General features: G+C 72.3%; 21 protein-coding genes. 10 read left to right on the forward strand and 11 right to left on the reverse strand.

What is annotated here, in order from left to right; genetic code table 11:
- Window positions 1-5: 5 nt before the first annotated feature.
- Genes deoC through SPI96_RS02950 form a run of 3 tightly spaced genes read right to left on the reverse strand, consistent with a single transcriptional unit; the run spans window position 6 to window position 3,252 of the window.
- A complete protein-coding gene (gene deoC / locus SPI96_RS02940) occupies window positions 6-695 on the reverse strand; it encodes a deoxyribose-phosphate aldolase (protein WP_321080873.1) in 690 nt (229 codons plus the stop codon).
- On the reverse strand, window positions 692-2,446 hold the full coding sequence (locus SPI96_RS02945; RefSeq protein WP_321080874.1) for a phospho-sugar mutase: 1,755 nt from the start codon (window positions 2,444-2,446) through the stop codon (window positions 692-694). Before SPI96_RS02945 ends, deoC begins: the two co-directional genes overlap by 4 nt.
- On the reverse strand, window positions 2,446-3,252 hold the full coding sequence (locus SPI96_RS02950; protein WP_321080892.1) for a purine-nucleoside phosphorylase: 807 nt from the start codon (window positions 3,250-3,252) through the stop codon (window positions 2,446-2,448). The genes SPI96_RS02945 and SPI96_RS02950 overlap by 1 nt, the downstream gene beginning before the upstream one ends.
- A 140-nt stretch (window positions 3,253-3,392) precedes the next feature.
- On the opposite strand from SPI96_RS02950, the gene SPI96_RS02955 reads away from it, so the two are divergent.
- Complete coding sequence (locus SPI96_RS02955; protein WP_321080893.1) at window positions 3,393-4,829, forward strand: NAD(P)H-quinone dehydrogenase; 1,437 nt, start codon at window positions 3,393-3,395, stop codon at window positions 4,827-4,829.
- Window positions 4,830-4,978: 149 nt separating this feature from the next.
- Here the strand turns inward: SPI96_RS02955 and SPI96_RS02960 are convergent, their stop codons facing one another.
- From SPI96_RS02960 to SPI96_RS02995, 8 genes are all read right to left on the reverse strand, one after another.
- Entirely contained in the window at window positions 4,979-6,433 is a 1,455-nt protein-coding gene (locus SPI96_RS02960) for an MFS transporter (RefSeq protein ID WP_321080875.1), read from the reverse strand.
- A gap of 386 nt (window positions 6,434-6,819) precedes the next feature.
- Window positions 6,820-8,697, reverse strand: coding sequence for an acetyl/propionyl/methylcrotonyl-CoA carboxylase subunit alpha (locus SPI96_RS02965; RefSeq protein WP_321080876.1), 1,878 nt, complete (start codon window positions 8,695-8,697; stop codon window positions 6,820-6,822).
- Between the two features lie 136 nt (window positions 8,698-8,833).
- Window positions 8,834-9,529 carry a nucleoside triphosphate pyrophosphatase gene (locus SPI96_RS02970; protein ID WP_321080877.1) on the reverse strand — a complete coding sequence of 232 codons (696 nt, stop codon included), beginning with the start codon at window positions 9,527-9,529 and terminating at the stop codon, window positions 8,834-8,836.
- Window positions 9,526-11,208, reverse strand: coding sequence for a DUF885 domain-containing protein (locus tag SPI96_RS02975; RefSeq protein WP_321080878.1), 1,683 nt, complete (start codon window positions 11,206-11,208; stop codon window positions 9,526-9,528). Before SPI96_RS02975 ends, SPI96_RS02970 begins: the two co-directional genes overlap by 4 nt.
- Window positions 11,209-11,233: 25 nt before the next feature.
- Complete coding sequence (locus SPI96_RS02980; protein ID WP_321080879.1) at window positions 11,234-12,127, reverse strand: nucleotidyltransferase family protein; 894 nt, start codon at window positions 12,125-12,127, stop codon at window positions 11,234-11,236.
- A 74-nt stretch (window positions 12,128-12,201) separates the two neighbouring features.
- On the reverse strand, window positions 12,202-13,755 hold the full coding sequence (locus tag SPI96_RS02985) for a polysaccharide biosynthesis tyrosine autokinase (RefSeq protein WP_321080880.1): 1,554 nt from the start codon (window positions 13,753-13,755) through the stop codon (window positions 12,202-12,204).
- A gap of 415 nt (window positions 13,756-14,170) precedes the next feature.
- Window positions 14,171-14,458, reverse strand: a complete 288-nt coding sequence (locus SPI96_RS02990) for an acyl-CoA carboxylase subunit epsilon (protein WP_321080881.1) — start codon at window positions 14,456-14,458, stop codon at window positions 14,171-14,173.
- Window positions 14,455-16,041 carry an acyl-CoA carboxylase subunit beta gene (locus SPI96_RS02995; RefSeq protein ID WP_321080882.1) on the reverse strand — a complete coding sequence of 529 codons (1,587 nt, stop codon included), beginning with the start codon at window positions 16,039-16,041 and terminating at the stop codon, window positions 14,455-14,457. Before SPI96_RS02995 ends, SPI96_RS02990 begins: the two co-directional genes overlap by 4 nt.
- 104 nt (window positions 16,042-16,145) lie before the next feature.
- Here SPI96_RS02995 and SPI96_RS03000 point away from each other — a divergent pair, with 104 nt between their 5' ends.
- The 9 genes from SPI96_RS03000 to SPI96_RS03040 all read left to right on the forward strand — a co-directional run bounded on the left by SPI96_RS03000 (window position 16,146) and on the right by SPI96_RS03040 (window position 25,735).
- The gene (locus SPI96_RS03000; RefSeq protein WP_321080883.1) at window positions 16,146-16,958 is read left to right on the forward strand and encodes a biotin--[acetyl-CoA-carboxylase] ligase; all 813 of its coding nucleotides are present in this window, start codon (window positions 16,146-16,148) and stop codon (window positions 16,956-16,958) included.
- A 62-nt stretch (window positions 16,959-17,020) separates the two neighbouring features.
- Window positions 17,021-17,569 (forward strand): PH domain-containing protein, encoded by a 549-nt coding sequence (locus tag SPI96_RS03005; RefSeq protein ID WP_321080884.1) that lies wholly within the window; start codon window positions 17,021-17,023, stop codon window positions 17,567-17,569.
- The gene (locus tag SPI96_RS03010) at window positions 17,566-18,633 is read left to right on the forward strand and encodes an adenylate/guanylate cyclase domain-containing protein (protein WP_321080885.1); all 1,068 of its coding nucleotides are present in this window, start codon (window positions 17,566-17,568) and stop codon (window positions 18,631-18,633) included. The genes SPI96_RS03005 and SPI96_RS03010 overlap by 4 nt, the downstream gene beginning before the upstream one ends.
- Window positions 18,634-18,676: 43 nt before the next feature.
- Window positions 18,677-19,411 (forward strand): PP2C family protein-serine/threonine phosphatase, encoded by a 735-nt coding sequence (locus SPI96_RS03015; protein WP_321080886.1) that lies wholly within the window; start codon window positions 18,677-18,679, stop codon window positions 19,409-19,411.
- Between the two features lie 37 nt (window positions 19,412-19,448).
- Window positions 19,449-21,851: an NAD-dependent DNA ligase LigA gene (gene ligA, locus SPI96_RS03020; RefSeq protein WP_321080887.1), complete on the forward strand. Its 2,403-nt coding sequence runs from the start codon at window positions 19,449-19,451 to the stop codon at window positions 21,849-21,851.
- Window positions 21,848-22,786 (forward strand): inositol monophosphatase family protein, encoded by a 939-nt coding sequence (locus SPI96_RS03025; RefSeq protein ID WP_321080888.1) that lies wholly within the window; start codon window positions 21,848-21,850, stop codon window positions 22,784-22,786. Before ligA ends, SPI96_RS03025 begins: the two co-directional genes overlap by 4 nt.
- Window positions 22,783-23,421 carry an N-acetyltransferase gene (locus SPI96_RS03030; protein WP_321080889.1) on the forward strand — a complete coding sequence of 213 codons (639 nt, stop codon included), beginning with the start codon at window positions 22,783-22,785 and terminating at the stop codon, window positions 23,419-23,421. Before SPI96_RS03025 ends, SPI96_RS03030 begins: the two co-directional genes overlap by 4 nt.
- A gap of 125 nt (window positions 23,422-23,546) precedes the next feature.
- On the forward strand, window positions 23,547-25,049 hold the full coding sequence (locus SPI96_RS03035; RefSeq protein WP_321080890.1) for a GMC oxidoreductase: 1,503 nt from the start codon (window positions 23,547-23,549) through the stop codon (window positions 25,047-25,049).
- A gap of 26 nt (window positions 25,050-25,075) precedes the next feature.
- Window positions 25,076-25,735 (forward strand): hypothetical protein, encoded by a 660-nt coding sequence (locus SPI96_RS03040; RefSeq protein WP_321080891.1) that lies wholly within the window; start codon window positions 25,076-25,078, stop codon window positions 25,733-25,735.
- The last annotated feature ends 122 nt before the right edge of the window (window positions 25,736-25,857 follow it).

The raw sequence follows: 25,857 nt of genomic DNA on the forward strand, positions 1-25,857 counted from the left end.
CGGGGTCAGTCTTCGCCCAGGATAGCAAGGGCAGAGCTGGCGCCGATGCGGCTGGCGCCCGCCTCGATCATCGCCAGGGCGTCCTCGCGTGAGCGGACGCCGCCGGAGGCCTTGACCCCCACCTCGGGGCCGACCGTGCGGCGCATCAGGGCCACATGCTCCACCGTGGCGCCGGCCGTGGAGAACCCCGTGGAGGTCTTCACGAAGTCCGCGCCCGCGGCCACGGAGGCCTCACAGGCCAGCACGATCGCGGCCTCGTTCAGCAGGGCGGTCTCCACGATCACCTTCACAAGCACCCCGCGGTCCCCGGCGGCGCCGCGGGCGGCCTCGACGACGGCACGCACGTCCTCCTCCACCCGGGCCCGGTCCCCGGCGCGGGCGGCGGCGACGTCGATCACCATGTCCACCTCATCGGCGCCGTCCTGGACCGCCTGGGCGGCCTCGAAGGCCTTGACGACCGTCCGGTTCGCACCGAGGGGGAAGCCGATCACCGTGCAGGTGAGCACCGGCGAGCCGTCCAGCTCCTGGTGCACGAGCGGCACCCACACCGGGTTCACGCACACGCTCTTGACCCCGGCCTCGCGCGCCTCCGCGACGACGCGGCGCACGTCCGCCTCCGAGGCCTCGGCCTTGAGGACGGTGTGGTCGATGTACTGGGCCAGATCGGCCCGGGAGAGCTGCGAGGTCTCGGTCATGGGGCCAGCCTAGTGGGCACTGCCACAAGGGCAGCGACCTCCTGCCTCAGCCGGGCCAGCCGCTCGGCCGCGACGGCCGGGTCCGCATCCCGGGTACCCAGGTAGCACTTGAGCTTGGGCTCGGTTCCGGAGGGGCGCACCAGCACGCGGGTGCCCGAGTCCGTGGCGAACAGCAGGGCGTCCGTTGCCGGCAGACCCTCGCCGCCCTCAGCGAGGTCCCGACGCACGGTCACCGGCTCCCCGGCGAGGCTCGCCGGCCCCTGGGCGCGCAGGCGGGCCATGAGCCCGCCGATCAGGGAGAGGTCTGCCACGCGCACGGCCACCTGGGCGCTGGGCATGGCCCCGGTGACGGCGTCGACGTCGGCGAGCGCGTCCAGCAGGGTCCGCCCCTGGGCGCGCAGGCCCGCGGCCAGTTCGGCGGCCACGAGGGCGGCGGTCATGCCGTCCTTGTCCCGCACGAGGTCCGGGGCCACGCAGTAGCCGAGGGCCTCCTCGTAGCCGAAGCCGAGCTCGGGGGCGCGGGAGATCCACTTGAACCCGGTGAGGGTCACATGGTGGGGCACACCGGCGGCCTCAGCGAGGGCGGCCAGCTGCGGGGCGGAGACCACGGAGTTCGCCGTCGAGCGGCCCCGGGCGGCCAGCCGGGGCAGCAGGTGGGCACCCAGGAGGGTGCCGACCTCGTCGCCGGTGAGCATGCGCCAGCCCGCCGCTCCCGGCTCAGACCCCCCGTCCGTCCTGCCCCCCGTGCCCGGCAGGGGCACGGCCAGGGCGAGGCGGTCGGCGTCGGGGTCGTTGGCGATCACGAGGTCCGCGTCCACCCGCCGGGCCAGGTCCAGGGCGAGGTCCATGGCCCCGGGCTCCTCCGGGTTGGGGAAGGCGACCGTGGGGAAGGCCGGGTCCGGGACGGCCTGCTCGGCCACCACCTCCACCGGCCCGAACCCGGCCGCCTCGAGCAGGTCGGGCAGCACCGCCCCGCCGACGCCGTGCAGCGGCGTGTAGACGATCCGCAGCGCCCGGGTCCCCTCCGTGGCCGGGTCCAGCACCGTGAGGGCGTCCTCCCGGTAGGCCTCGAGCAGGTCGGGCCCGGCCACCGTCCAGCCGTCCTCGGCCAGGGGGATGTCCGTGGGCCAGTCCTCGTGGCGGACGGCGGCGGCGATCTGCGCGTCCGCGGGGGAGACGATCTGTGCGCCGCGGCCGGCCTCGTCGGTCATGCGCCCGCCCAGGTACACCTTGTACCCGTTGTCCGCAGGCGGGTTGTGGCTGGCGGTCACCATCACGCCGGCGTCGGCGCGCAGGTGGCGCACGGCGAACGCGAGCACGGGGGTGGGCAGGGCACGGGGCAGGAGCACCACCTGGGCACCGGCGGCAGTCATCACCGCGGCGGTGTCCTCGGCGAACCCGGCCGAGCCGTGGCGGGCGTCGTATCCGACCACCACGAGCGGGGCACCCTGGTCCTCGCCGAGTTCGGCCCACAGGAAGCGGGCGAGCCCGGCGGCGGTGCGGCGCACCACGATCCGGTTCATCCGGGACTCGCCCGGACCCTCCTCAGCGCGCAGCCCCGCAGTGCCGAAGGCCAGGGGTCCGGAGAACCGGGACGCCAACGACGCGCGGGCGGCAGCTGCGTCGGGCCCCTCACCGGCGGCGCGGGCCAGCTCCTCGTCGAGGATGCGGCGGTGCCGCGGGTCCGGGTCCTCGACCGCCCAGCGCTCAGCGGCGGCGAGGACGCGGGGATCCAGGGCGGCCGAGCCCATCACAGCCGCCCCACGATCTCGGCGAGCAGACGTGAGATGCGGGGGCCGGCGTTGCGCCCGGCCTCCACGACCTCCTCATGGGAGAGAGGGGTCTCGGAGATGCCCGCGCCCGGGTTGGTCACCAGGGAGATGCCGAACACCTCGAGGCCCGCGTGTCGGGCGGCGATCGCGTCCAGGGCCGTGGACATGCCCACCAGATCCCCGCCGAGGACGCGGGCCATGCGGACCTCCGCAGGCGTCTCATACTGGGGACCGGAGAACTGCACGTACACGCCCTCGGTGAGGCCCGGGTCCACCTCGCGGGCGATCCGTCGGATGCGCGGAGAATACAGGTCCGTGAGGTCCACGAACGTGGCCCCCGCCAAGGGGGTGGTCCCGGTGAGGTTGATGTGGTCCGAGATCACCACGGGCGTGCCGGGGGCGATGTCCGGGCGGAGGCCACCGCAGCCGTTCGTGAGCACCACGGTCCGTGCTCCGGCCGCCGCCGCGGTGCGCACCGTGTGCGCCACCGCCTGCGCGTCCCGGGACTCGTAGAAGTGTGTGCGGGAGCCGAACACGAGCGCATGGGAGCCGTCGGCGAGCTCCACCGAGCGGATCACCGGGCTGTGCCCGGGGACCTGCGGGGCATGGAAGCCGGGGACCTCGGCCAGGGGGACGCTCGCCGTCGTTGTGCCGATCAGGTCCGCGGCACCGCCCCAGCCCGAACCCAACACCACCGCGATACGGTGGCAGGCCACCCCCGTGGCCTCGGCGATGACGGCGGCTGCCTCACGGGCCTGCGCGAAGCCGGGATGGTCTCCGGCCAGGCCGGGGGAGACGGCGGTGGCGGCGCCCTCCGAGGACGTCGCCGGGACGGGGAGGGGGGTCTGCTCGTTCACGCGGCCAGTCTAGATCCGCCCCGTGGCTCGAGCAGGGGCCTGTGACTTTCCGCCCCCGCGCCGACAGAATGGGGGACGTGACTGACGAGACCCCCACCTTCCTCCCGTCCCTGACCATCATCGGAGGCGGCCCCGGCGGCTACGAAGCCGCCCTCGTGGCCGCCAAGCTCGGCGCCCGCGTGACCCTGGTCGAGCGTCAGGGGGTCGGAGGCTCCGCGGTGCTCACCGACGTCGTGCCCTCCAAGACCCTGATCGCCGCCGCCGAATCCATGCGGCGGGTCATGGCGGCCTCCGAACTCGGCGTGGACCTCGGCCCCGCCGAACCGCGCGCCGCCATGCAGGAGGTGGGCCGGCGCGTCCTCTCCCTCGCCGGAGAGCAGTCCCGGGACATCCGCGCCGCCCTCGAGCGCTTCGGCGTGCAGGTGGTGCTCGGCGACGCCCGGGTGACCGGCCCCCACGAAGTCCAGGTGCGCCGCACGGACGCCCCCGCCGACGCCGAGCCCGAGACCATCACCTCCGACGCGATCCTCGTGGCCGTCGGCGCCTCCCCGCGCGAGCTGCCCACCGCGAAGCCCGACGGCGAACGCATCTTCAACTGGAAGCAGGTCTACGCGCTCACCGAGCTGCCCGACCACCTGATCGTGGTCGGCTCCGGTGTGACCGGAGCCGAGTTCGCCTCCGCCTACAACCGGCTCGGAGCGAAGGTCACCCTCGTCTCCTCCCGCGACCGCGTGCTCCCCGGCGAGGACCCGGACGCCGCCGCCCTCCTGGAGGACGTCTTCCGCGAGAACGGCCTCACCGTGATCCCCCGCTCTCGCGCCGAGGCCGTGGAGCGCACCGCCGACGGCGTGCGCGTGCACCTGTCCGGCGAGGGCGCCGCCGACCGCCCCTACGTGGACGGCTCCCACGCGCTCGTGGCCGTCGGCGGGGTTCCCAACACCGCTGGGCTAGGCCTCGAGGACGTCGGCGTGGAGCTCACCGCCTCCGGCCACGTGAAGGTCGACGGCGTCTCCCGCACCTCGGTGCCCAGCATCTACGCGGCCGGGGACTGCACCGGCATGATGGCGCTGGCCTCGGTGGCCGCCATGCAGGGGCGCATCGCCGTGGCCCACCTGCTCGGGGACGCGCTCAAGCCGCTGCGCCCTCACCTGCTGGCCTCCAACATCTTCACCTCCCCGGAGATCGCCACCGTGGGCGTCACTCAGGAACAGGTGGACTCCGGCCGCTACCAGGCCGACGTGTTGCGCCTGGACTTCGCCACCAACCCCCGGGCCAAGATGCAGGGAGTGAAGGAGGGATTCGTGAAGATCTTCTCCCGCCAGGGCTCCGGAACCGTGCTCGGCGGCGTGGTGGTGGCCCCCCGCGCGTCGGACCTGATCTACTCGATCGCGCTCGCGGTGACCCACAAGCTCCACGTGGACGACCTCGCGGACACCTTCACCGTGTACCCCTCCATGTCCGGCTCGATCGCCGAGGCCGCCCGCCGACTTCACGTGAGGGTGTGACCCGAGCCCCTGCCCCCGTCCCCGCACATACCAGCGCCCCGGCGACATTCCAGCGGTTCAGGACCGCTGGAATGTCGCCGGGGCGCTGGGGTTCGGGCCGCCTCTGCGGAGGGGGGAGGTGAGTAAGAGGGGAGAGAGCCGTGTCCGGCTCAGCGTCGGGCCGCGCGCCGCTCCCGGGCCGAGGTGACGGCGTCGAGGTCCGCGTGGCGCGTCTCCGGGGACAGGGCGATGGCCACCAGGGAGACGACCGACGCCGCCGCGAGATACCACCCCACCGAGCCCACACCGTGCTCGGTCACGAGCCAGCTGGCCAGGAACGGGGTGACCGCCGCGCCGAGGATCGAGGACACGTTGTACGCGATCCCGGAGCCGGTGTAGCGGGTGTTGGTGGGGAACAGCTCGGGCAGCACCGCGGACATCGGGCCGAAGGCCAGGCCCATCAGCGCCATGCCCACCACGAGGAACAGCACCATGCGGGTCACGTCCACGTCCGCACCGGTGCCCATGGCGGCCGGGTCCAGCCACGCGCCGAAGCTCAGGCCGAACACCACCATCACCACGCTCACGACGAGCAGGAACGGCTTGCGGCCGACCCGGTCCGCCAGCCACCCGGCCACCGGGATGAAGATCGCGAAGAACACGATGCCCACGAGCTGCAGTACGAGGAACTCCGAGTACGGCACTCCCAGCAGCCCGGCCTGCGGGGAGCCGATGGCGTAGGAGAGGATCCAGGTGGTCATCAGGTAGAACTGCACGTAGGTGGCGTACATGATGAACGTGCCGAGGATCAGCTCCCACCAGTTGCGTCGGAAGACCTCGCCCACCGGCGCCTTGACGCGCTGGTCGTTCTGGAGGGCCCGCTGGAACACGGGGGTCTCCTCCAGCTTCACCCGCACGTAGAGGCCGACGGCGACCATCGCCACGGAGAGCAGGAAGGGCACACGCCACACCCAGGTGAGGAAGGACCCGTCGAAGTCCGGGTTCGTGGAGTCGTAGTTGAAGGCCGTGACGAGCAGCAGGAACAGGCCGTTGGCCACGAAGAAGCCGATCGGGGCGCCGAGCTGCGGCCACATGGCGGCCTGCGCGCGTTTGCCCTCCTTGGCGTACTCGGTGGCCAGCAGGGCGGCGCCGGACCACTCGCCGCCGAGGCCGAGGCCCTGGCTGAAGCGCAGGATCGCCAGCATGGCCGGCGCCCACACACCGATCTGCTGGTAGGTCGGCAGCAGGCCGATGAGGAAGGTCGCGATGCCCATGGTCAGCAGTGCGCCGATCAGGGTGGCCTTGCGGCCGATGCGGTCGCCCAGATGGCCGAAGAGGATGGCGCCGATCGGGCGGGCCACGAAGGCGGCGCCGAAGGTCGCCATGGACAGCAGCAGGCCGGTGGTGGAGCCGGGCTCGTGGGCCCCGGGGAAGAACACCAGGGGGAACACGGAGACGGCCGCGGTGGCGTACGCGTAGAAGTCGTAGAACTCGATCGAGGTGCCCACCAGGGACGCGGTGACCACGCGGGAGCGGGGCACGTCGGCCGTGGCGGGACCCCCGGGTGCCGGCGCGCCGAGGGCGGTGCCGCCCTCGGGGGCGGCGGAGGTGGAAGTGGGGGACATGGGCGGACCTTCGGGACGGGCGCGGTCTGCGGGCCGCGCCGGGGGTGGCGTGGTTGGTCCGGCCGAGTCTAGGAATGAGGTCCGTCAAGTGGACATACCTAGGGGCATGAAGTCCATTATGTGGAATCATTCATCCGTTGATGGCGGCATCACGCGGCATGGAAGGGAGGCGGCGACGCGTGCGCGCGACGGAGCCGCCCCGCCACCCACCTGCCACAGGGCGGCGAGTACCACGACGGCGGGGCCGGCGTCGTGCGTCGGGGTACCGAGGCGCGGGGCAGGGTCGGGGCGGGTCCCGCCACCTCAACGGAAGTGCCCGCGGAACCTCCTGTTTCTCGAACGGAAGTGCCCGCGGAACCTCCTGTTTCTCGAACGGAAGTGCTGGGTCAGGAGGGGTCGGAGATGGTCGCCAGCACGGTGCCGGCGGTCACGGTCTCGCCGGGGGAGACCTCCAGCCCGGAGACCACACCGGCGCGGTGCGCCGTGAGCGGCTGCTCCATCTTCATCGCCTCGAGCACGAGCACGAGGTCGCCCTCGGCCACGGACTGCCCGTTCTCGCAGACCACCTTCACCACGGTGCCCTGCATGGGTGCCGTGAGCGCATCCGTGCTCGGTGCCGCAGGGGCAGCCCCCGCACGTCGACCGCCCCGGGGACGACGCCGGCCCGCACCGGCACGCGCGGCGGCGTCTTGGATCTGGTGCATCGCCGAGCCCCACGTCGGCAGGGTGACGTCCACCCGTTTGCCGTTGACCTCGACGGTCACCGTGTGGCGCTGCTCGCGCACGTCGGCCGTGGCGGCCACCGGGGCGGCCGGCTCGATCGTGTTCTGGAACTCGGTCTCGATCCAACGGGTGTGCACGGAGAACGGGGCGTCCGAGCCGGCGATCTCCGGGGCGAACGCCGGATCCCGCACCACGGCCTGGTGGAACGGCAGCACCGTGGCCATCCCGGCGATCTCGGCCTCGCCCAGGGCACGGGCAGCCCGCTGCAGGGCCTGCGCCCGGGTGGCCCCGGTGACGATCAGCTTGGCGATCATCGAGTCGAACGCGCCGGAGACGGTCTCCCCCTCCACCACGCCCGTGTCCACGCGGACACCGGGGCCGGAAGGCAGACGGAAGGTGGTCAGCGTGCCGGGCGCGGGCAGGAAGTTCCGGCCCGGGTCCTCCCCGTTGAGGCGGAACTCGAAAGAGTGCCCGCGCACCACGGGGTCCCCGTAGCCGAGACGTTCCCCGCGGGCGATCCGGAACTGCTCGCGCACCAGGTCGATGCCCGTGACCTCCTCGGTGACGGGGTGCTCCACCTGCAGGCGGGTGTTCACCTCGAGGAAGGAGAGGGTGCCGTCCTGGCCCACGAGGAACTCGCACGTGCCCGCGCCCACGTAGCCGGCCTCGCGCAGCAGCGCCTTGGAGGACTCCGCCAGGCGGGCGTTCTGCTCGTCCGTGAGGAACGGCGCCGGGGCCTCCTCCACGAGCTTCTGGTTGCGGCGCTGCAGGGAGCAGTCGCGCGTGGACACGACGACGACGCCCCCGTGCGCGTCCGCCAGGCACTGGGTCTCCACGTGGCGGGGGCGGTCCAGGAACCGTTCCACGAAGCACTCGCCGCGGCCGAAGGCGGCGATCGCCTCGCGGACGGCGGACTCGTAGAGTTCCGGGATCTCCTCCCGGGTGCGGGCCACCTTGATGCCGCGGCCGCCCCCGCCGTAGGCGGCCTTGATGGCCACGGGCAGCCCGTGCTCGTCCGCGAACGCCAGGACCTCCTCGGTGCCCTTGACGGGGGAGGTGGTGCCCGGGGCGAGCGGCGCCCCGACGGCGGTCGCGATCCGCCGCGCGGAGACCTTGTCCCCGAGGGCCTCGATGGCCTCGGCGGGCGGGCCGATCCACACCAGGCCGGCGGCCTCCACGGCGCGGGCGAAGTCCGCGTTCTCGGAGAGGAAGCCGTAGCCGGGGTGCACGGCGTCGGCGCCGGCGCGCTGGGCGGCGTCGAGGATCTTCTCGATCAGCAGGTAGGACTCCGCGGCGGTCTCCCCGCCGAGGGCCACGGCCTCGTCCGCGAGGCGCACGTGCAGGGCCTCGCGGTCCGGCTCGGCGTAGACGGCCACGGAGGTGAGACCCTCGTCCTGGCAGGCGCGGATGACGCGCACGGCGATCTCGCCGCGGTTGGCGATCAGCACCCGCGAGAAGCGGCGCCCGGCGGGGACGTCCGTGGAAGCCCAGCCGTCCGCGGGGGCGGGGCTGCCGGGCTGGGTCGCGCTGGCGGTGCTCATGGGGTGGGCTCCTCGGAGGGGCGCGCGGGAGCGCGACCCCGGATAGGTCGTCGGCGCGCGCGAGGGCGCGGATGTTCTCCTGCACCATACTGCCGTGGCGCCGGATCGCCCCAGCACGCGCCCGCGTGCCGTGGACTCACCCCGTCGGGTTGGAGGAACCCCACAAGTCGACCAGGCGCACGCCGAGGGCCTCGCCCTGGGCCCGCAGCCGGGACACGGACAGGCCGATCACCGCGTTCGGGTCCCCGTCCACACCCTCCACGAGGGCCGCGCCGGCGCCGTCCACCGTGAACGCCCCAGCACAGCCCAGCGGCTCCCCCGTGGCCACGTAGGCGCGCACGGTCGCCTCGTCCACCTCGGCGAACCGCACCGCCGCGCTCACCAGCTCCAGGCTCTCGACGGCGGCCCCGTCCTCACCGGGTAGGACCAGCCCCGCCCACTGGCCGGTGTGCAGCAGCCCGGTGCGCCCCGACTGCCGGCGCCAGCGCTCCACCGCCACCTCGGGCTCGTGGGGCTTGCCGTAGGCGGTGCCGTCCAGCTCGAACACGGAGTCGCAGCCGACCACGAGGGTGGGGACCCCCACCCCCTGCGCGGCCACCCGGGCCGCCACATCCCGGCCCTTGGCCTCGGCGAGCAGCTCGGCCAGCCGGGCCGGGCAGGCCCCGGGGTGCGCCCGGCCCAGGGCCTGCTCGTCCACCTCGGAGACCACCACGCGGAACGGCAGCAGTGCCCGACGCAGCACATCCGCGCGGCCGGCCGAGGCCGAGCCCAGCACCAGGGTGAGGCCCGCGCCGGGGGTGCCGGCGCCGTCGTCGTGCGCGGGCGTGCTCATGCGAGGGCCTCGCGCAGGGTGTCCAGGCCCATGCCGCCCAGACGCAGGGCCCGGGTGTGGAAGGCCTTGAGGTCGAAGTCGGCGCCCTCGCGCCGCTCGTGCTCGGCGCGGATCTGCTCCCAGATCCGCTGACCCACCTTGTAGGCGGGGGCCTGGCCGGGCCAGCCGAGGTACCGGGTGAACTCGAACCGGCGCTGGCCCTCGGAGATGTTCAGGTGCTTGGCCAAGAACGCGTACCCCCTCTCCGGGGTCCAGGGGCCGCCGCCCTCGGAGGCCGGCATCTCGAAGCCGCAGTGGTAGCCGATGTCGAACACCACGCGGGCCGCCCGCATCCGCTGCATGTCCAGCATGCCCAGGTGGTCGCCCGGGTCCTCCAGGAAGCCGAGCTCCTCCATGAGCTTCTCCGCGTAGAGCGCCCAGCCCTCCCCATGGCCGGAGGTCCAGCAGAAGCTGCGCCGCCACAGGTTCAGGTTCTCCCGCTCCAACATGGCCGTGGCGATCTGCAGGTGATGGCCGGGCACGCCCTCGTGGTAGACGGTGGTGGTCTCCGCCCACGTGGTGAACTCGTCCTCGCCGGCGGGCACGGACCACCACATGCGGCCCGGACGGGAGAAGTCCTCGGACGGGCCGGTGTAGTAGATGCCGCCCTCCTGCGTGGGGGCGATCATGCACTCCACCCGGTCCATGGGGGCCGGGATCTCGAAGTGCTCCTTCATGGCCTCGATGGCCTCGTCTGAGAGCCGCTGCATCCACTCACGCAGGGCCTCGGCGCCCTCCAGCCGACGCGTCGGGTCCGCGTCCAAGATCGCGCGGGCCTGCTCGATGCTCGCGCCGGGGCGGATGCGCTCGGCATCCGCCTGCTGGGCGGCGATGATGCGCTCGAGCTCCTCCTGGCCCCAGCGGTACGTCTCCTCAAGGTCGATCTCAGCGCCGAGGAACACGCGCGAGGCGAGGCGATAGTGCTCGATCCCGACGGCATCCGCCTGCGGGGCGTGCGGGCGCAGCTCCGCCTCCAGCGTGTCCGCGAAGTCCGCATAGGCCCGGGCACCGGCCTCCGCTCCGGCCCGAATGCGCTCCACCAGGGCCCCGTCGACGACGTCGGCAGCCTCGGCCCGCGCTGCCAGGCTGGGGAAGAACCCGCTCTCGGCACCATGGGCGCGAGCCTGCTCGACCACGATGTCCACCTGACGCACCGCGGCCACATGCCCGGCGTCGCGGGAGGCCAGCAGGGAGGTGGTGTAGCCGCGCAGGGCGGCCGGGAGGTTCTCCAGGCGGCCGGCGATGTGCCCCCACTGCTCGGCGGTGTCCGTGGGCATGAGGTCGAACACGGCACGGATGCTCTGGGCGGGGGAAGCGATGTTGTTCAGCTCGGTGCGCCCGGCCGCGTGGAGCTCGCGGGCCAGGCCGAGGCGCTCCTGCAGGGTGGCCTTGGTGACGCGGTCGACGCCGTCGGCCGGCTCGAGCCCGTCCAGTTCGGCGAGGGTGCGCGCGTTGAGCTCGTCCAGGGCCCGCCGTCCGGCGGGGGAGAGGTCGCCGTACTCCGTCTCCCCGCCGGGGAAGCCCATCGCGGTGGCCTCGTCCGGACGTAGACGGAGGTACTCGGCGACGTGCCGCTCGGCGAGCGCGTCGATGGCGGTGGGGGTGCGGGATCCGGTGGGTGCAGGTGTGGTGCCGGTCATGGTGCCCTACCCTAAGGGGCCTCGTTCAGTGCTTCTGTGGGTTTCGCGACCGCGCGCGCAAAGAGCGCTTGAAGTCCATGTAGGCCCGAAACGCCGGGTAAGCGCGCCGTGTGAACGATGCCAGGCGACGGAGGCGTTCTCGGGTCAGGGTGATGCCGTCGGCCTGAGACATCTGGATGTTCCGCTTGGCCATGAGCGCTCGTGACGGGAGGATCGCGGCAAGCAGCAGGGCTGGGCGTTTCCTCCAGGGGGTCTCCTCCAGGGCTGCCAGCCAGGTGACGGCGGGGTGCTCCATGTGCTGGTAGAGCACCCACTCTCGACTGGGAGTCTGGAACGGGCCGGCGTCGCTGCCCACCAGAGGGCGGAGGAAGGGGGCCGCGCTAGCAGCAGCCCCGAGGGCATGGGCCCGTTGCAGCAGGGCAGACGCATCGTCGACGGACAGCGCAGCGGGCAGGGACTCCAAGAGGGCGGTGCTGGTGGGATCCCACGGGGACCTCAATGCGTTGAGCGCCAGCAGGAGGGCATGGTCGATACGGGAGGGAACGGGAAGGGGGGTATGAGCCAGCTCCATGCTCGTCCGGGAGCTCCACAGGCAGTCGAACACCGCATCGGGCGATTGATCGCATCCCGGCACCCGCTCGTGGACGTCGATGTCAATGGGCCACTGGGGGTGGATCAGTGTGATGGCATGGGTCGGGGCGACACCGTGGGCACCGCCGCTGGGACGGGGCCCCCAGCCGGAGGCTCGCAGCAGTGCGATGAGGTCGTTTCGACACTCACGCGCCACGAGGACATCCACGTCGGAGGATACCTTGCGGGGCCTCAGGCCTGCCGTCTGAGCGGTGGGCCCCTTGAAGAAAAGGCCTCGGCCGTCCACGTCCTCTAGAGCCCTCGCAACCATCCCATAGCCGAGGTCCACAGCTACATGGAGAGGGAGGTCAACGCTCGGGGGGCGCAGGTGACCCGACGCCCCCGTTCCTTCAGTGCTGGTGCTCAGGATCGGGGATCCTTCCGATCGAACAGCTTCCGCCGCCCTCTTGTAGGCGACTGGTCGCCCGTCGTGGACGAGTAGTAGGAGTCACCGTAGTACTGGTAGCTGCTCGCCTCCGAGCCGGAGGTGGGCACACGATTGAGCACAGCACCGAGGATCTCGCCCTGGATCTTGTGGACGCTGGAGACGACCTTTTCGAGCTCGTCGAAGGTGGAGCGCCCGGCACTTACGACGAGTATGCATCCGTCGAAGCGTCGCGCCATGATGGCAGCGTCGGTCACGGGCAGCAAAGGCGGCGCGTCGATGACTACGAAGGCCTCCCCGGAGAGCTCTCGGATGAGGTTGTTGAACCGGTCGGAGGCGACAATCTCGGACGGATTGGGCGGTACCCGGCCGGCCCCCAGGAGTGCGAACCCAGGGACGTCGGGGAGATACTGGAGCACATCGTCCACGGATGCCTGACCCAGGACGACATCGGTGACACCCACACCCTCCACCAGGCCGAAGGACTTGGCCAGCACCGGGCGGCGGAGGTCTCCGTCGACCAGCACCACAGGAGTGCCGGACTGGGCCAGGGCCAGGGCTAGGTTCGAAGCCACCGAGGACTTGCCCTCAGCTGGATGGGATGACGTGATGGTAACGGCTCGGGGAGCATGATCGGGCCGGAGGAACTGGATGTTGGTGCGGAGCTCCTTGAAGGACTCCACGGTCCGGAACCGTGCTCGCTTCTCGCTGGCAGTCAGAGAGGACTCGTCATGGTTCATCATGACGCGATTCGTATGTGTCCGCTGAGCCTGAGACCCGCCGCGGCGGGAGCCGCTGACCTCGGGGATGGTCCCAAGGATGGTCAGTCCGAACCGCTCCTCCAGGGCTCGTGCAGACCGAACCCGGTTGTCGAGGACCTTGCGGACCAGCGCGTAAAGGAGCCCGATGGCGAGTCCGGCGAGGAAACCCAGCGCTAGCGCCAAGGGGGCGTTCGGGCTCGAGGGAGTGCCCGGGAGCGTTGCGTCGGACAGGGGAGCCACGCGGATCGGGCTGGAGGAGGTCGGGGCCCCCGGTGCGGGACTGGTCAGGTTGCCAGATTCGAGGGAGGCCACCTGTTCTCCCAGTGCCGCTACCCAAGCGGAAGCCAATTGCTGAGCCAGTTCAGGAGAGGAGGCGGTGGCCCGGATCGTCAGCTGGGCGCTCTGCTCTGTGTTGGAGACCTCGATATCCTCGAGCGCCTCGGACGTGCTGATGTCCGCATTGACACGGCTGAGGGCATTCTCGGCCACGCTGCGGGAACGACCCAGCTCGGCGTACTGTCGGGCCTTGGACTTGGCCAGGTTGTCGGCCGTGAGCGCTACGCCAATGTTGTCGCCACTGCCGATCGACACCAGAGCGGAAGCAGTGGAGGTGTAGCGGGCCGGCTGCGCCATAGTCCACAGCGTCGCGATGAGGAGGCCGATCAGGGGGGCCGTGACCACGACGCGCCAGTGTCGCCGGATCGTCGCCAGGAGGTCTCGGAAGGAGATCAGCGGCGGTGCCGTCGTCGGAGGAACAGCGTCAGTCGTCAAAGTGGAGACCCTTCGGGGTGGGTAGGTTCACAGGAAGCACGTCGTGCACGGTTACGGTTGTCCCGTCATCTGACGTCTCAGTCGTCCATCATACGGTTGACAGGAGTCGTGGCGGGCCCTCCGTTGGGACCGGGACGCTGCGGAGCGTCGCACACAAGGGAAAGCTCCTTGAGTACGGCGAGCTGCGTGCGGAGCAGTCGCAGTGCTTCACTGACTGGCGCACCGGTCTCACGGACGACCATGTCGGTCAGGGTGCATTCCGCACAGGGCTCCTCGAGTGCGTGCCAGAGGAATGTGGCGGGCCCTTCCAAGCGGAGCGGAGCTTCGGCTCCCACTGAGACGAAGACGGCCCCTGAGCCTTCCTCGACCCAGGGCAGGGATTTGCGGCGGACGACCGCGTCACCATGAGCCGTACTCATCGCCACCCTCCTGCCCGCCGCCACTCGCCTCTGCCGGGCCGTGCCCACAGGCCGAGGTCGCCGCGGCGCAGCAGGGTGCGGTCCGGGCGGCCAGAGCGGGTGCGCCGGGACTGCGTGCCCACGGCGGCCTCCTCCGCGCTGAGCTGGGCCAGCACGGCCGTGAGCGCAGCCATCTCCTCAGGTCCGAGGGACGAGCCCTCCACCCGCACGGGCTGGTCCGGGCCGGCCTCGCCGGTCTTCTGAGGCTCCTGAGGCTCCTGTGTGTCCTGCCGTTCGGTGCTCACAGCGGCATGTTCCCATGTTTCTTGGCGGGCCGCGCCTCCCGCTTGTGGAATGTGGCCCGCAGGGCACGCACGAGCTGGGCGCGGGTCTGGTGCGGAGCCACCACGGCGTCCACATAGCCGAGGTCCGCGGCCTGGTACGGGTTCAGCAGCTCGGACTCGTACTCCGCCACGATCTCGGCGCGCCGGGCCTCCACGTCCTCGCCTGCGGCCTCAGCCTCGGCCAGCTCGCGCCGGTAGAGGATGTTGACGGCACCCTGGGCACCCATCACGCCGATCTGGGCGGTGGGCCAGGCCAGGTTGAGGTCGGCGCCGAGCTTCTTGGAGCCCATCACGATGTACGCGCCGCCGAACGCCTTGCGGGTGATCACGGTGAGCTTGGGCACGGTGGCCTCCGCGTAGGCGTAGATCAGCTTGGCGCCGCGACGGATGATGCCCTGGAACTCCTGGTCCGTGCCGGGCAGGAAGCCGGGGACGTCCACGAAGGTGAGGATCGGCAGGTTGAACGAGTCGCACAGGCGCACGAACCGCGCGGCCTTCTCGGCGGCGGCGATGTCCAGGGTGCCGGCGAACTGCAGCGGCTGGTTGGCCACCACGCCCACGCTCATGCCGTCGAGCCGGGCCAGGCCTGTGATCACGTTCGGCGCGTACAGCTCCTGCAGCTGCAGCAGGTGGCCGTCGTCCACGATCGCCCCGATCGCCTCGAGCATGTCGTAGGGCTGGTTGGCGGAGTCCGGGATGAGTGTGTCGAGGGCGAGGTCCTCCTCGGTGGTCCGGTCCACGTCCACCGGCTCGAACTGCGGCGGCTCGGCGAGGTTGTTGGAGGGCAGGAACTCCAGCAGCTCCTGCACATAGGCGATCGCGTCCTCCTCGGAGGTCGCCATGTAGTGCGCGGTGCCGGAGGTCGTGTTGTGGGCGCGGGCTCCGCCGAGGGTCTCCATGTCCACGTCCTCACCGGTGACGGTCTTGATCACGTCCGGGCCGGTGATGAACATGTGCGAGGTCCGGTCCACCATCACGACGACGTCCGTCAGCGCCGGCGAGTACGCCGCCCCGCCCGCGGACGGGCCCATGATCAGGGAGATCTGCGGGATCATCCCGGAGGCCAGCACGTTGTTCCGGAAGATGTCCGCGAACTGTGCGAGGGAGGCCACGCCCTCCTGGATGCGGGCGCCGCCGCCGTCGAGGATGCCCACCACGGGGCAGCCGTTGCGGGCGGCCCACTCCTGGACCTTCACGATCTTCTGCCCGTTGCGCTCCGAGAGGGAGCCGCCGAACACCGTGAAGTCCTGCGCGTACACGGCCACCTGGCGTCCGTCCACGGTGCCGAACCCGGAGACGACGCCGTCGCCGGCCGGGTGCTTGGCATCCATGCCGAACGCGGTGGTGCGGTGGGAGGCCAACGCGTCCAGCTCCACGAACGAGCCCTCGTCCAGGAGGAGGTCGATGCGCTCGCGGGCCGTGTGCTTGCCGCGGGCGTGCTGACGCTCGACGGCGGCCTCACCACCCGGAGCGGCCGTCGCCTCGAGGCGGCGGTGCAGGTCGGCCAGGCGGCCGGCGGTGGTGCTCTGGGCGGGATCGGTCACGCGGCTCTCCTCGTGGGTGGTCGATGCGGCGCCAAGTCTACGCGGGGGGCTGTGCCGTGGGCCGGTCGGCGCCGCACGAGGTCCGGGTCCGATATATGTGGGGCATGGACACCTTCGACTGGCTCGACTCCATCGGCTCCACGCAGGACGAGCTGCTGCGCCGCCTCACCGACCGCCCCGACCTGCCGCACGGCACCGCCGTGGCCACCGCGGACCAGGGCGCCGGGCATGGCCGCCGCGGTCGCGTGTGGACGGCCCCGCCCGGCTCCGCGCTCGCCCTGTCCGTGCTGCTGCGCCCCACCGGCCCCGCCGGCCGGTTGCCCGCCGTGCACCTGAGCTGGCTCTCGCTCGTGGCCGCGGCCGCCGTCGCCGGGATCCTCGAGGAGCTCGGCGCGGACGTGCACGTGAAGTGGCCCAACGACGTGCTCGCCGCGGACGGGCGCAAGATGTGCGGGATCCTCGCCACCCTCACCCCGGACGGCGGCGTGGTGGTGGGCATCGGCGTGAACCTCGACCACTCCGGCGGAGCCCCCGTGGAGACCGCCACCGCCCTGGCGGACTGGGTCGACGCCGGCCGCGTGCCCGCCCCGCGTGAGCTGGCCGTCCGAGTCCGGGAGGCTGTCGTGGCAGCGTCCGACCGGCTCGCCGCGGAGCTCAGCGGGGTCGACGAGCCGGTGGACGGCGGGCACCCGGCGGTCGCGGCGGTGCGTGCCCGCCTGTCCACGGTGGGGCGCACCGTGCGTGCGGAGCTTCCCGGTGGGGAGGTCCTCGAGGCCGAGGCCCTCGGGCTGGGCCCCGGCGGCACCCTGCGGGTCCGGCCGCTCGACGAAGGACGTGACAGACATGACAGAATGGAGCGGGAGATCAGCGCCGGGGACGTCGTCCACCTCCGTGGGGATGTGCGTCGGGGCCGCTGAGCCCTCCGCGGACGCAGGATGAGGCCAGGACTGGGGAACCCAGGAGCAGAGAAGGGAATGCCGTGCGGCTGGAGCCCGGTGAGCGAGTCATGGTCCTCGCCCGCACCCGCACCCGGTCCCTGCTGGGACCGGCCGCTGTGCTCGTGCTCGTCGCATTCGCCGTCGGGCTCGCCCTCGGAGCCCTGGCCCGCCCCGGACTGCCTTCCGTGCTGGCGGGCGTGCGCCCCGGCCTCGAGGCGGCCGTGTGGATCGCCGCCGCGCTCGCCGTTGCCGCCGGCACGCTGCGGCCTGTGCTCCGGTGGGCCACCGGTGCCGTCGTCGTCACCGACCGCTGCCTGGTGGTGCGCCCGGGCTGGGGCGGCGGCCGGGACCGTGCCCGTCCGCTCGTGCACATCGCAGACGTCCGGCGACGCGGCCGCAGCTCCGCCGGTGAGCTGGTGGTCGTCTTCGGCCACGCCGACCCCCAGGACCCGTCCCGGCAGGAGATCTGGCACCTGACGGGCCTGCCCGAGCCTGCGCGCTTCGAGGATGCGCTCGCCGAGGTCACCCGCCAGGCCCACGCCGCCGCATGGTCGGCCCCCCACCCCGCAGGATCAGCAGGAGCACGATGAGCACCGACCACGACACCGACGAGCACGGATGGGCCACAGCGGTGCGCGCCCTCGACGCCGGCCTTGTGGCGGGCCGGCGCGTGCACTCCCTCGCGGACCTCTCCGCCCGGTTCGGCATGCCCGTGCAGACCGTGCGCCGGATCGGCCGCGCCCTCGGCTACACGGCCCCGCAGGAGGGCGCACCCGCGTTCTCGGAGGAGGACGCCGAGGCGCTCGGAGCGATGGTCGGGCTCGTGCAGGACGGTGTGCTCAACGAGGAGACCGCCCTGTCCCTGGCCCGCTCCATCGGCCAGCTCACCGACCGCATGGTGGTCTGGCAGATCGAGGCCCTCGTGGAGGACAAGATCTCCACCGAGGGTATGGGCGACCCCGCCGCCCGACGCGCCGCCGTCGGGATCCTGCCGCGGATCATCGCCCCCGTGGAGGAGACGACCCGGATCGTCTACCGCAGGCAGCTCAGCGCCGCCGTGCAACGGCTGACTGTGCGCGTGGAGGCCGGCCTGGCCGCCAGCGAGCGCGGCCGCGACGGATCCGAGGACGACGCCCCGCTGCCGCTGGCCCGCGCCGTGGGCTTCGCCGACATGGTCTCCTACACCACCCGCTCCCGGCACATGGACGAGCGCGCCCTGGCCCGCACGGTGCAGCGCTTCGAGTCCCGCTGCGCGGAGATCATCTCCTCCGGCGGCGGCTGGCTGGTCAAGACCATCGGCGACGAGGTCCTCTTCAACGCCGAGACCCCCGAGGCCGGCGCCCTGATCGCGCTGGAACTGGCTGAGGCGATCTCGTCGGATCCGCAGCTGCCCTCCGCTCGGGTGGCCCTCACCTGGGGGCGGGTGCTCTCGCGCCTCGGGGACATCTACGGGCCCACCGTGAACCTGGCCTCCCGTCTGACGTCCCTCGCCGATCCGGGTACCGTGCTGGTGGACGCCATGACCGCCGCCGCGCTCGCGCAGGACGAACGGTTCGTGTTCGTCCCGCAGCCGCCGCGGATGGTCCGGGGATTCGGCGAGGTCCACCCCTCACTGCTGATGAGCGGGTCCACCCAGACCCCGCTCTCCGACTGACCGGCGTCCGCGGACGCCGTCGCCGACCGGAACCCGAGGACCCATGCCCGCTCATCCCGAGACCGCCGCCGTCACCCACGTCGGGGCCGTACGCCAGCTCAACGAGGACTCCTGGACCACCGTGGGCGAGCCCCTGATCCTGGCCGCCGTGGCCGACGGCATGGGCGGCCACGAGGCCGGCGAGGTGGCCTCCGCCGCCGCCGTCGAGACGCTGCGCCGCCGCGCCCCCGAGGCCCTCGCCGCCGGCACGCCCCACACGCCCGAGGACCTGGGCCTGCTCGTGCACGAGGCCGACCGCGCCGTCGTCGAGGCCGGGGGAGGGCGTGCCGGGACCACCCTCACCGTGCTCGCCTGCCTCGACACCGGGGCCGGGCGCTGGGCCGTGGCCAACGTGGGGGACTCCCGCGTGTACCTGCGCCCGGTGGGCACCCCCGTGCTGCAGCAGCTCACAGTGGACCACTCCGCCGTGCAGATGCTCGTGGATGCCGGAGAGCTCACCCCCGCCGAGGCCCGCGTGCACCCGCGCCGGAACGTGATCACCCGCGCCCTGGGCTCGGCGGAGCCGCTCGTGGTGGATGTGGCCGAGATCGACGTGACCGCCGGGGACACGATCCTGCTCTGCAGCGACGGCCTCACCGGGGAGCTCACGGACGAGGAGATCCGCGCCGTGATCGACGACGCCCAGGACCTCCCCTCCGCGGCCGAACGCCTCGTGGAGGCGGCCCTGTGGCGCGGCGGGCGGGACAACATCACCGCCGTGCTGGTCCGCATCCCCTGACCTGCTGGGGTGTCCGTCCGGCCACTAGGCTGGCCGCGTGAGCAACGACCCCGCCCTGGACCCCGCCGAGCCCCGCCCCGAGGACATCCCCGCGCAGGACGTGCGCGCCCGGTACGAGTCCCTCGTGGAGCAGGTGCGCGCGGCCCGCACGGCCTACTACCAGCACGACGCCCCGGAGATCTCCGACGCCGAGTACGACCGCCTCTACCGGGACCTCGAGGACCTCGAGGCGATGCACCCGGAGATCATTGCGAACGACTCTCCCACCCAGGAGGTCGGCGGCGAGGCCTCTGAGGCCTTCGCCCCCGTGCACCACGGCTCCCGCATGTACTCCCTCGAGGACCTCTTCTCCGTCGAGGAGTTCGAGACCTGGTTCGGTCGCACCGCCGGCGCCCTCGCCGAGGTCCACCCGGGCGCCGCCCCCCGCTGGCTCGTGGAGGTCAAGATCGACGGGCTCGCCGTCGCCCTGCGCTACCGGGCGGGCCGGCTCGTGCAGGCCGCCACCCGCGGCGACGGCGTCACCGGTGAGGACGTCACCCGCAACGTGATGACCATCGCCGACGTCCCCCAGCGTCTTGCCGGGGAGGGCTGGCCTGAGGAGTTCGAGGTCCGCGGCGAGGTGTTCATGCCCTCGGCCGCCTTCGCCGAGCTCAACGAGCGCCGCGCCGAGGAAGGGCAGGCCCCCTTCGCCAACCCCCGCAACGCCGCCGCCGGCGCCCTGCGCCAGAAGGACCCGGCCGTCACCGCTCAGCGGCCCCTGAACATGTTCGTGCACGGCATCGGCTCCGTGGAGGCCTTCGGCCTGGCCAGCCAGCACGAGGCCTACGAGGCCCTGGCCTCCTGGGGTCTGCCCGTGAGCCCGTACACGCGGATCGTGGACGGCGGCGACGAGGCCGCGCTGGCCGCCGTCGTGGAGGTCATCGAGGAGTACGGGCGACGCCGCCACGACCTCGTCCACGAGATCGACGGCATGGTGGTGAAAGCCGACGCCTTCGCCGACCAGCGCTTCCTCGGCCACACCTCCCGTGTGCCCCGATGGGCCGCCGCCTACAAGTACCCGCCCGAGGAGGTCCACACCCGACTGCTGGACATCGCCGTCAACGTGGGACGCACGGGCCGGGTGACCCCGTTCGCCGTCATGGAGCCGGTGGCCGTGGCCGGATCCACCGTCTCCCTGGCCACCCTCCACAATCAGGACGTCGTCAAGGCCAAGGGCGTGTTGATCGGGGACACCGTGGTGCTGCGCAAGGCCGGGGACGTGATCCCCGAGGTGGTCGGCCCGGTGCTGCCGCTGCGCGAGAAGGCGCTCGCGGCGGGGGAGCAGCTGCGGGAGTTCGTGATGCCCGCCGACTGCCCCTCCTGTGGCACGGCCCTGGCCCCGGCCAAGGAGGGGGACGTGGATCTGCGCTGCCCGAACGCCCGCTCCTGCCCGGCACAGGTGACCGGCCGGGTGGAGCACGTGGCCAGCCGTGGGGCGTTCGACGTCGAGGCCCTCGGAGAGGAGGCCGCGCGCTGGCTCGTGAACGGGCCGGGCCCGGACCCGGCCGAGAACGAGGGCCTGGTGCGCCCGCAGGGGCCGGGGCCGATCGCCAACGAGGCATCCCTGTTCGACCTCGCCTCCGGAACGGACGAGGCCATCACCGGCCCGCGCGGGGAGGACGGCCTGACCGCCGCACAGCGCCGCCTCGGTGAGGTCCGGGTGTGGCGCGAGCGCCGAGTGCGCCGGGACGGGGTGTCCGTGCCCTCGGGTGTGTGGGAGCTCAAGCCGTACTTCTTCACCGCCGGCACCGCGGCCCGGCCCTCCTCACCCACGGCGAACACCCTGCGCCTGTTCGACGAGCTGGAGAAGGCCAAGTCCCAGCCGCTGTGGCGAGTTCTCGTGGCCCTGTCCATCCGCCATGTGGGACCGGCGGCGGCCCGCTCCCTGGCCACCGCCTTCGGCTCCATGGACGCGCTGCGCGCCGCCGCTGAAGCCGGGGAGAGGGACCGGCTGGCGGAGATCGACGGCGTCGGGCCCACCATCGCCGACGCCCTCATCGAGTGGTTCGCCCAGGGCTGGCACCGGGAGGTCGTGGACCGTTGGGCCGCGGCCGGGGTGCGCATGGAAGACGAGCAGGACGCATCCACCCCGCGCACCCTGGAGGGCGTGACCGTGGTGGTCACCGGCTCCCTGGAGGGCTTCTCGCGGGACTCCGCGAAGGAGGCGATCCTCGTGCGCGGCGGCAAGGCGTCCGGATCCGTCTCCAAGAGGACGCACTTCCTCGTGGCGGGTGAGTCCGCCGGCTCCAAGCTGGACAAGGCCCAGCAGCTCGGCGTGCCTGTCCTGGACGAGGCTGGGTTCGTGCGCCTCCTGGCCGAGGGCCCGGACGCATTCGCTGCCGAGGGCGCCGAGGGCGCCGAGGCGGGCGCGGGCGCAGAGACCGAAGGGGGCCGGGCATGAGCGCGGGGCGGGGCAGGACGACGCCGGCCGGGCTGCTCGTCGTGGCCAAGGCTGCTGCCCGGGCCGGGGCGGACGTGCTGGCCGAGCACTGGACGGGCCACCACCCCGCGGTGCCCCTGACCGCCGGGCAGATCGGCGCGGACACCAAGTCCTCCGGCTCGGACTGGGTCACGGACTACGACCGACGGGCCGAGGACGCCGTACGCCGTGTGATCACCGCCTACCGCCCGAACGATGAGCTCACCGGCGAGGAGTATGGGCGCACCGTGCCGGACGTGCCATCCGGGCTGCGGTGGTCCATCGACCCGCTGGACGGCACCACCAACTTCATCCGCGGGGTGCCGCAATTCTGCACGTCGGTGGCCGTTGCCGGACCCCTCGACGCCGGAACCGCCGCCGCCCTGCGCGCCCGGGGCGAGGCTGCCGAGGAGGGCCAGGTGCGGTGGCTGGCCGGGGCGGTCGTGGCCCCCGCGCTCGGCCGCACCTGGTCCGCGGCCGCCGGTGGCGGGGCCTGGTCCACACTCGAGGCGACCACCGCCGGCGTACATCTGGAGGATCCGTCTGCGCCGGTGCGCCTGACCGGGCCCGTGCCGGGCCGCTCCGGCCGGCTGCTGGCCACGGGCTTCGGCTATCAGGCCGAGCGCCGGCGCCTTCAGCTGGCCGCCCTGGAAGAGCTGTTGCCGGCGTTCGGGGACGTGCGCCGGATCGGGTCGGCAGCCCTGGACCTGTGCATGGTGGCCGATGGCGCCCTGGACGCCTATGCCGAGTACGGAACCCAGGAGTACGACTGGGCCGCCGGTGCACTGATCGCCGAGGAGGCGGGGGTGCCAGTGAGCCGTCCGGCGTCGGGCGACGGAACGCACCACCCGGACTGGATGGTCGCCGGGGACGTGGGCCCGGCGGCGCTGGACCGCGTCCGGGCGGCCCTGGCATGAGCGGCGTGCACGGGGTGGGCGGAACGGGCGGCACGGATGGGGAGCCTGGTGCTGACGGGGCGCGTGGCACGGGCGGGGTCCGCGTGCGGGAGCTGCGCCCGGAGGATCACGCGCAGGTCGCGGAGCTGATCCTCGCCGCCTACCTCGATGGCGGCCACCTTGACCCCCGGGACGACTACCGGCACGAGCTGGCCGACGTGGCTGGCCGGGCCGCCGTCGCCGAGATCCTTGTGGCCGAGCTGCCGGGGAAGGCGGGGGCGCCCGTTGTCACCGGGGCTGTGGTGCTGGCCCCGCCCGGCTCCCCACTGGCCGAGACAGCCCGGGAAGGCGAGTACGAGTTCCGCATGCTGGCCGTGCATCCGCGACTGCACGGCCGCGGAGTGGGACGGGCCCTGGTGGAGGCGGTGCTCGCGCGGGCCCGGGCGGCCGCGGGGGTGCACAGCGTGGTGCTCAGCACCATGGACACCATGACGTCGGCCCGGAGCCTCTACGAGTCCCTCGGGTTCAGGAGGGCGCCGGAGCGGGACTGGCGGCTGCGCGACGTGCTCGAGCACGTCCCGGAGGGCTCTCATGAGGGGCCTTTCCCGGTGTATGTACGGCCGCTGCGAGAGGACTCGCCAGCCTCGTCTTCATGAAGTGTCACGAAATTGCTACGATGCGGTAACTATCTGCCGGTCATCTGCCGTCTGCTTGGCCTGCCGAGCGTGCTGTAGAGCGAGCCGTTCCGCCCCATCCCCGCTCCGCTTGGAGGTCCACACCCATGCCCACCGTCGCCATCATCGGCTCCGGCTACGGCGGCGCCGTCGCCGCCCGCCACCTCACCGCCCGCGGGGTCCGCGTCGACCTGATCGAGATGGGGGCCGACTGGGACGCCATGCCGGCCAAGTCCAACGGCAAGGTCTTCGACAAGATGTCCCAGCCGACGGAACGCTCCATGTGGTTCAAGGACCGCACGGACATGCCCTTCGCCTATCTCGGCAGCATGGACCTGATCAACAGGAACATCGGCCGGGCCGCCGGTGTGCTGGACATCGAGTACTTCGACCAGATGAAGGTGTATGTGGGCCGCGGCGTCGGCGGCGGTTCCCTCGTGAACGGCGGCATGGCCGTGACGCCGGGACGCTCCTACTTCCAGAAGGTCCTGCCCCAGGTGGACGCCGCCGAGATGTACGGCACCTACTTCCCGCGCGCCAACGCGGAGCTCCAGGTGAGCCTGCCTCCGCGGGACGTGCTGGGCACTGGCGAGTACTACCAGTTTGCCCGCACCTCCGCCCGGCACGCCGCCAAGGCGGGCTACGACGTCGTCTCCGTGCCGAACGTCTATGACTGGGACTACATGCGCCGCGAGCAGGTGCGCTACAAGGGCACCGTGCGCTCCGCCCTGGACCAGGAGGTCATCTTCGGCAACAACCACGGCAAGCGCTCCCTGCCGCGCACGATCCTCGCTGCGGCCCGGGCCACCGGCCTCGTGAACGTCATCCCCTTCACCGAGGTCACCCGCGTCGTGCAGTCCGGCACGGGGTACACGCTCTCGCTCAAGACCATCGACTTCTCCGGCGCCGTTGTCTCCGAGCGCACCGCACAGTACGACAAGGTCGTCCTCGCCGCGGGTTCGCTGGGCACCACTCGGATTGTGGCCCGGGCCAAGGCCCAGGGCGACATCCCCGGCCTGGCCGCCAACACCGAGGTCGGCGCAGGCTGGGGCCCGAACGGCAACACCATGCTGGCTCGCCGCCATGGCGACCGCACAAACCCCCTGCAGTCCGGCATCCCTGCACTCGGCATCCGCGCTTGGGACGACTCCGACACCTCGGTGTTCGCGGAGATCGCCCCCTTCCCCACGAGCATGGAGCTCAACACCAGCGTGTACCTGGCGATCACCGGCAACTCCCGGCTCGCCTCTCTGCGCTGGGATGCCACCCGTGGCCTCGTGAACACGTGGACCTCCGCAGATTCGGCCCCCTCGGTAGCGGCGGTCAAAGCCGTGTTCGACCGGATCAACGCGGCGGTGCCCGGCTCGAGCTACCGGACCGATCTGTTCGAGGAGAAGAAGTCGTTCACGGACTACTTCACCTATCACCCGCTGGGCGGCATGGTCATCGGCAAGGCGACCGACGCGAACGGCGAGGTCGTCGGGGCACCCAACATGTTCGTCGTCGACGGCTCGCTGGTGCCAGGCCGGATCGGCGTGAACCCCTTCGTGACGATCACCGCGCTCGCCGAGCGGAACATGGACAAGCTGGCCGCCGCTGGGCGCCTGTGAGCACGGGACAGACGAGGAGCACACCCATGCAGACCCCTGAAATCACCCCTGCCGGTCCCGCCCGCCGCACCGTCCTCGGTGCCGCCGCCTGGGGCGGGGCCGCCGTGTCCGTGGCCGCCGCCGCGCCCGCGCTGGCCGCCTCCACTACGCCCGGCCTCGCCGACCTGTCCATCGAGATCCTGGATCCGACAATGGACTTCGCCACCTGGCAGTACGTGGAGGACCAGCCCGTCTACACCTACGGCACGAACACCGTGCGCTTCATGGCTGCGGCCCCAGCCGCCATGGTGGTCACCAACAACGGACCCGGCGCCGCAGTGAACCCCACGGGCACCCTGGACACCGTCATGTGGAACTACGACTACGACGCCCAGTCCACCTCCTTGAACTACACGCTGGTCAGCTCCACGGATCCGCAGGTCTCCTTCACGCCCTATCGGCGCCCGACCCGCACCTGGACCTGGACCTATGCGGGCACCCTCGCTCCGGGGGAGTCCCTCACGATTCCGCTGCGGTATGAGGTGGGCTCGGCCCTCGGCCAGCTGATGACCGGGGCGTTCAGCCAGTACCGCTACAACCTGTTCATGTCCGCCACGGTCACGGACCTGGTCACCGGCGACACCAATGATCTCTCCGAGAAGGTGGGCTACTTCGACGGCACACACAACCTGTTGCCCGAGTACTGACCGGGCTGGTCCCGGCTCCCGGGAGCGGATGCGTCGTGGGGGGGGGGGGCCACCGCGGGGTGGGCGCCGCCCCCCCCCAACAACCCCCCCCCCCCCCCCCCCCCGCCCCCCCCCCCCCCCCG

The organism is Micrococcus sp. (assembly GCF_034179925.1).
In the GTDB taxonomy this organism is placed as follows: Bacteria; Actinomycetota; Actinomycetes; order Actinomycetales; family Micrococcaceae; genus Micrococcus.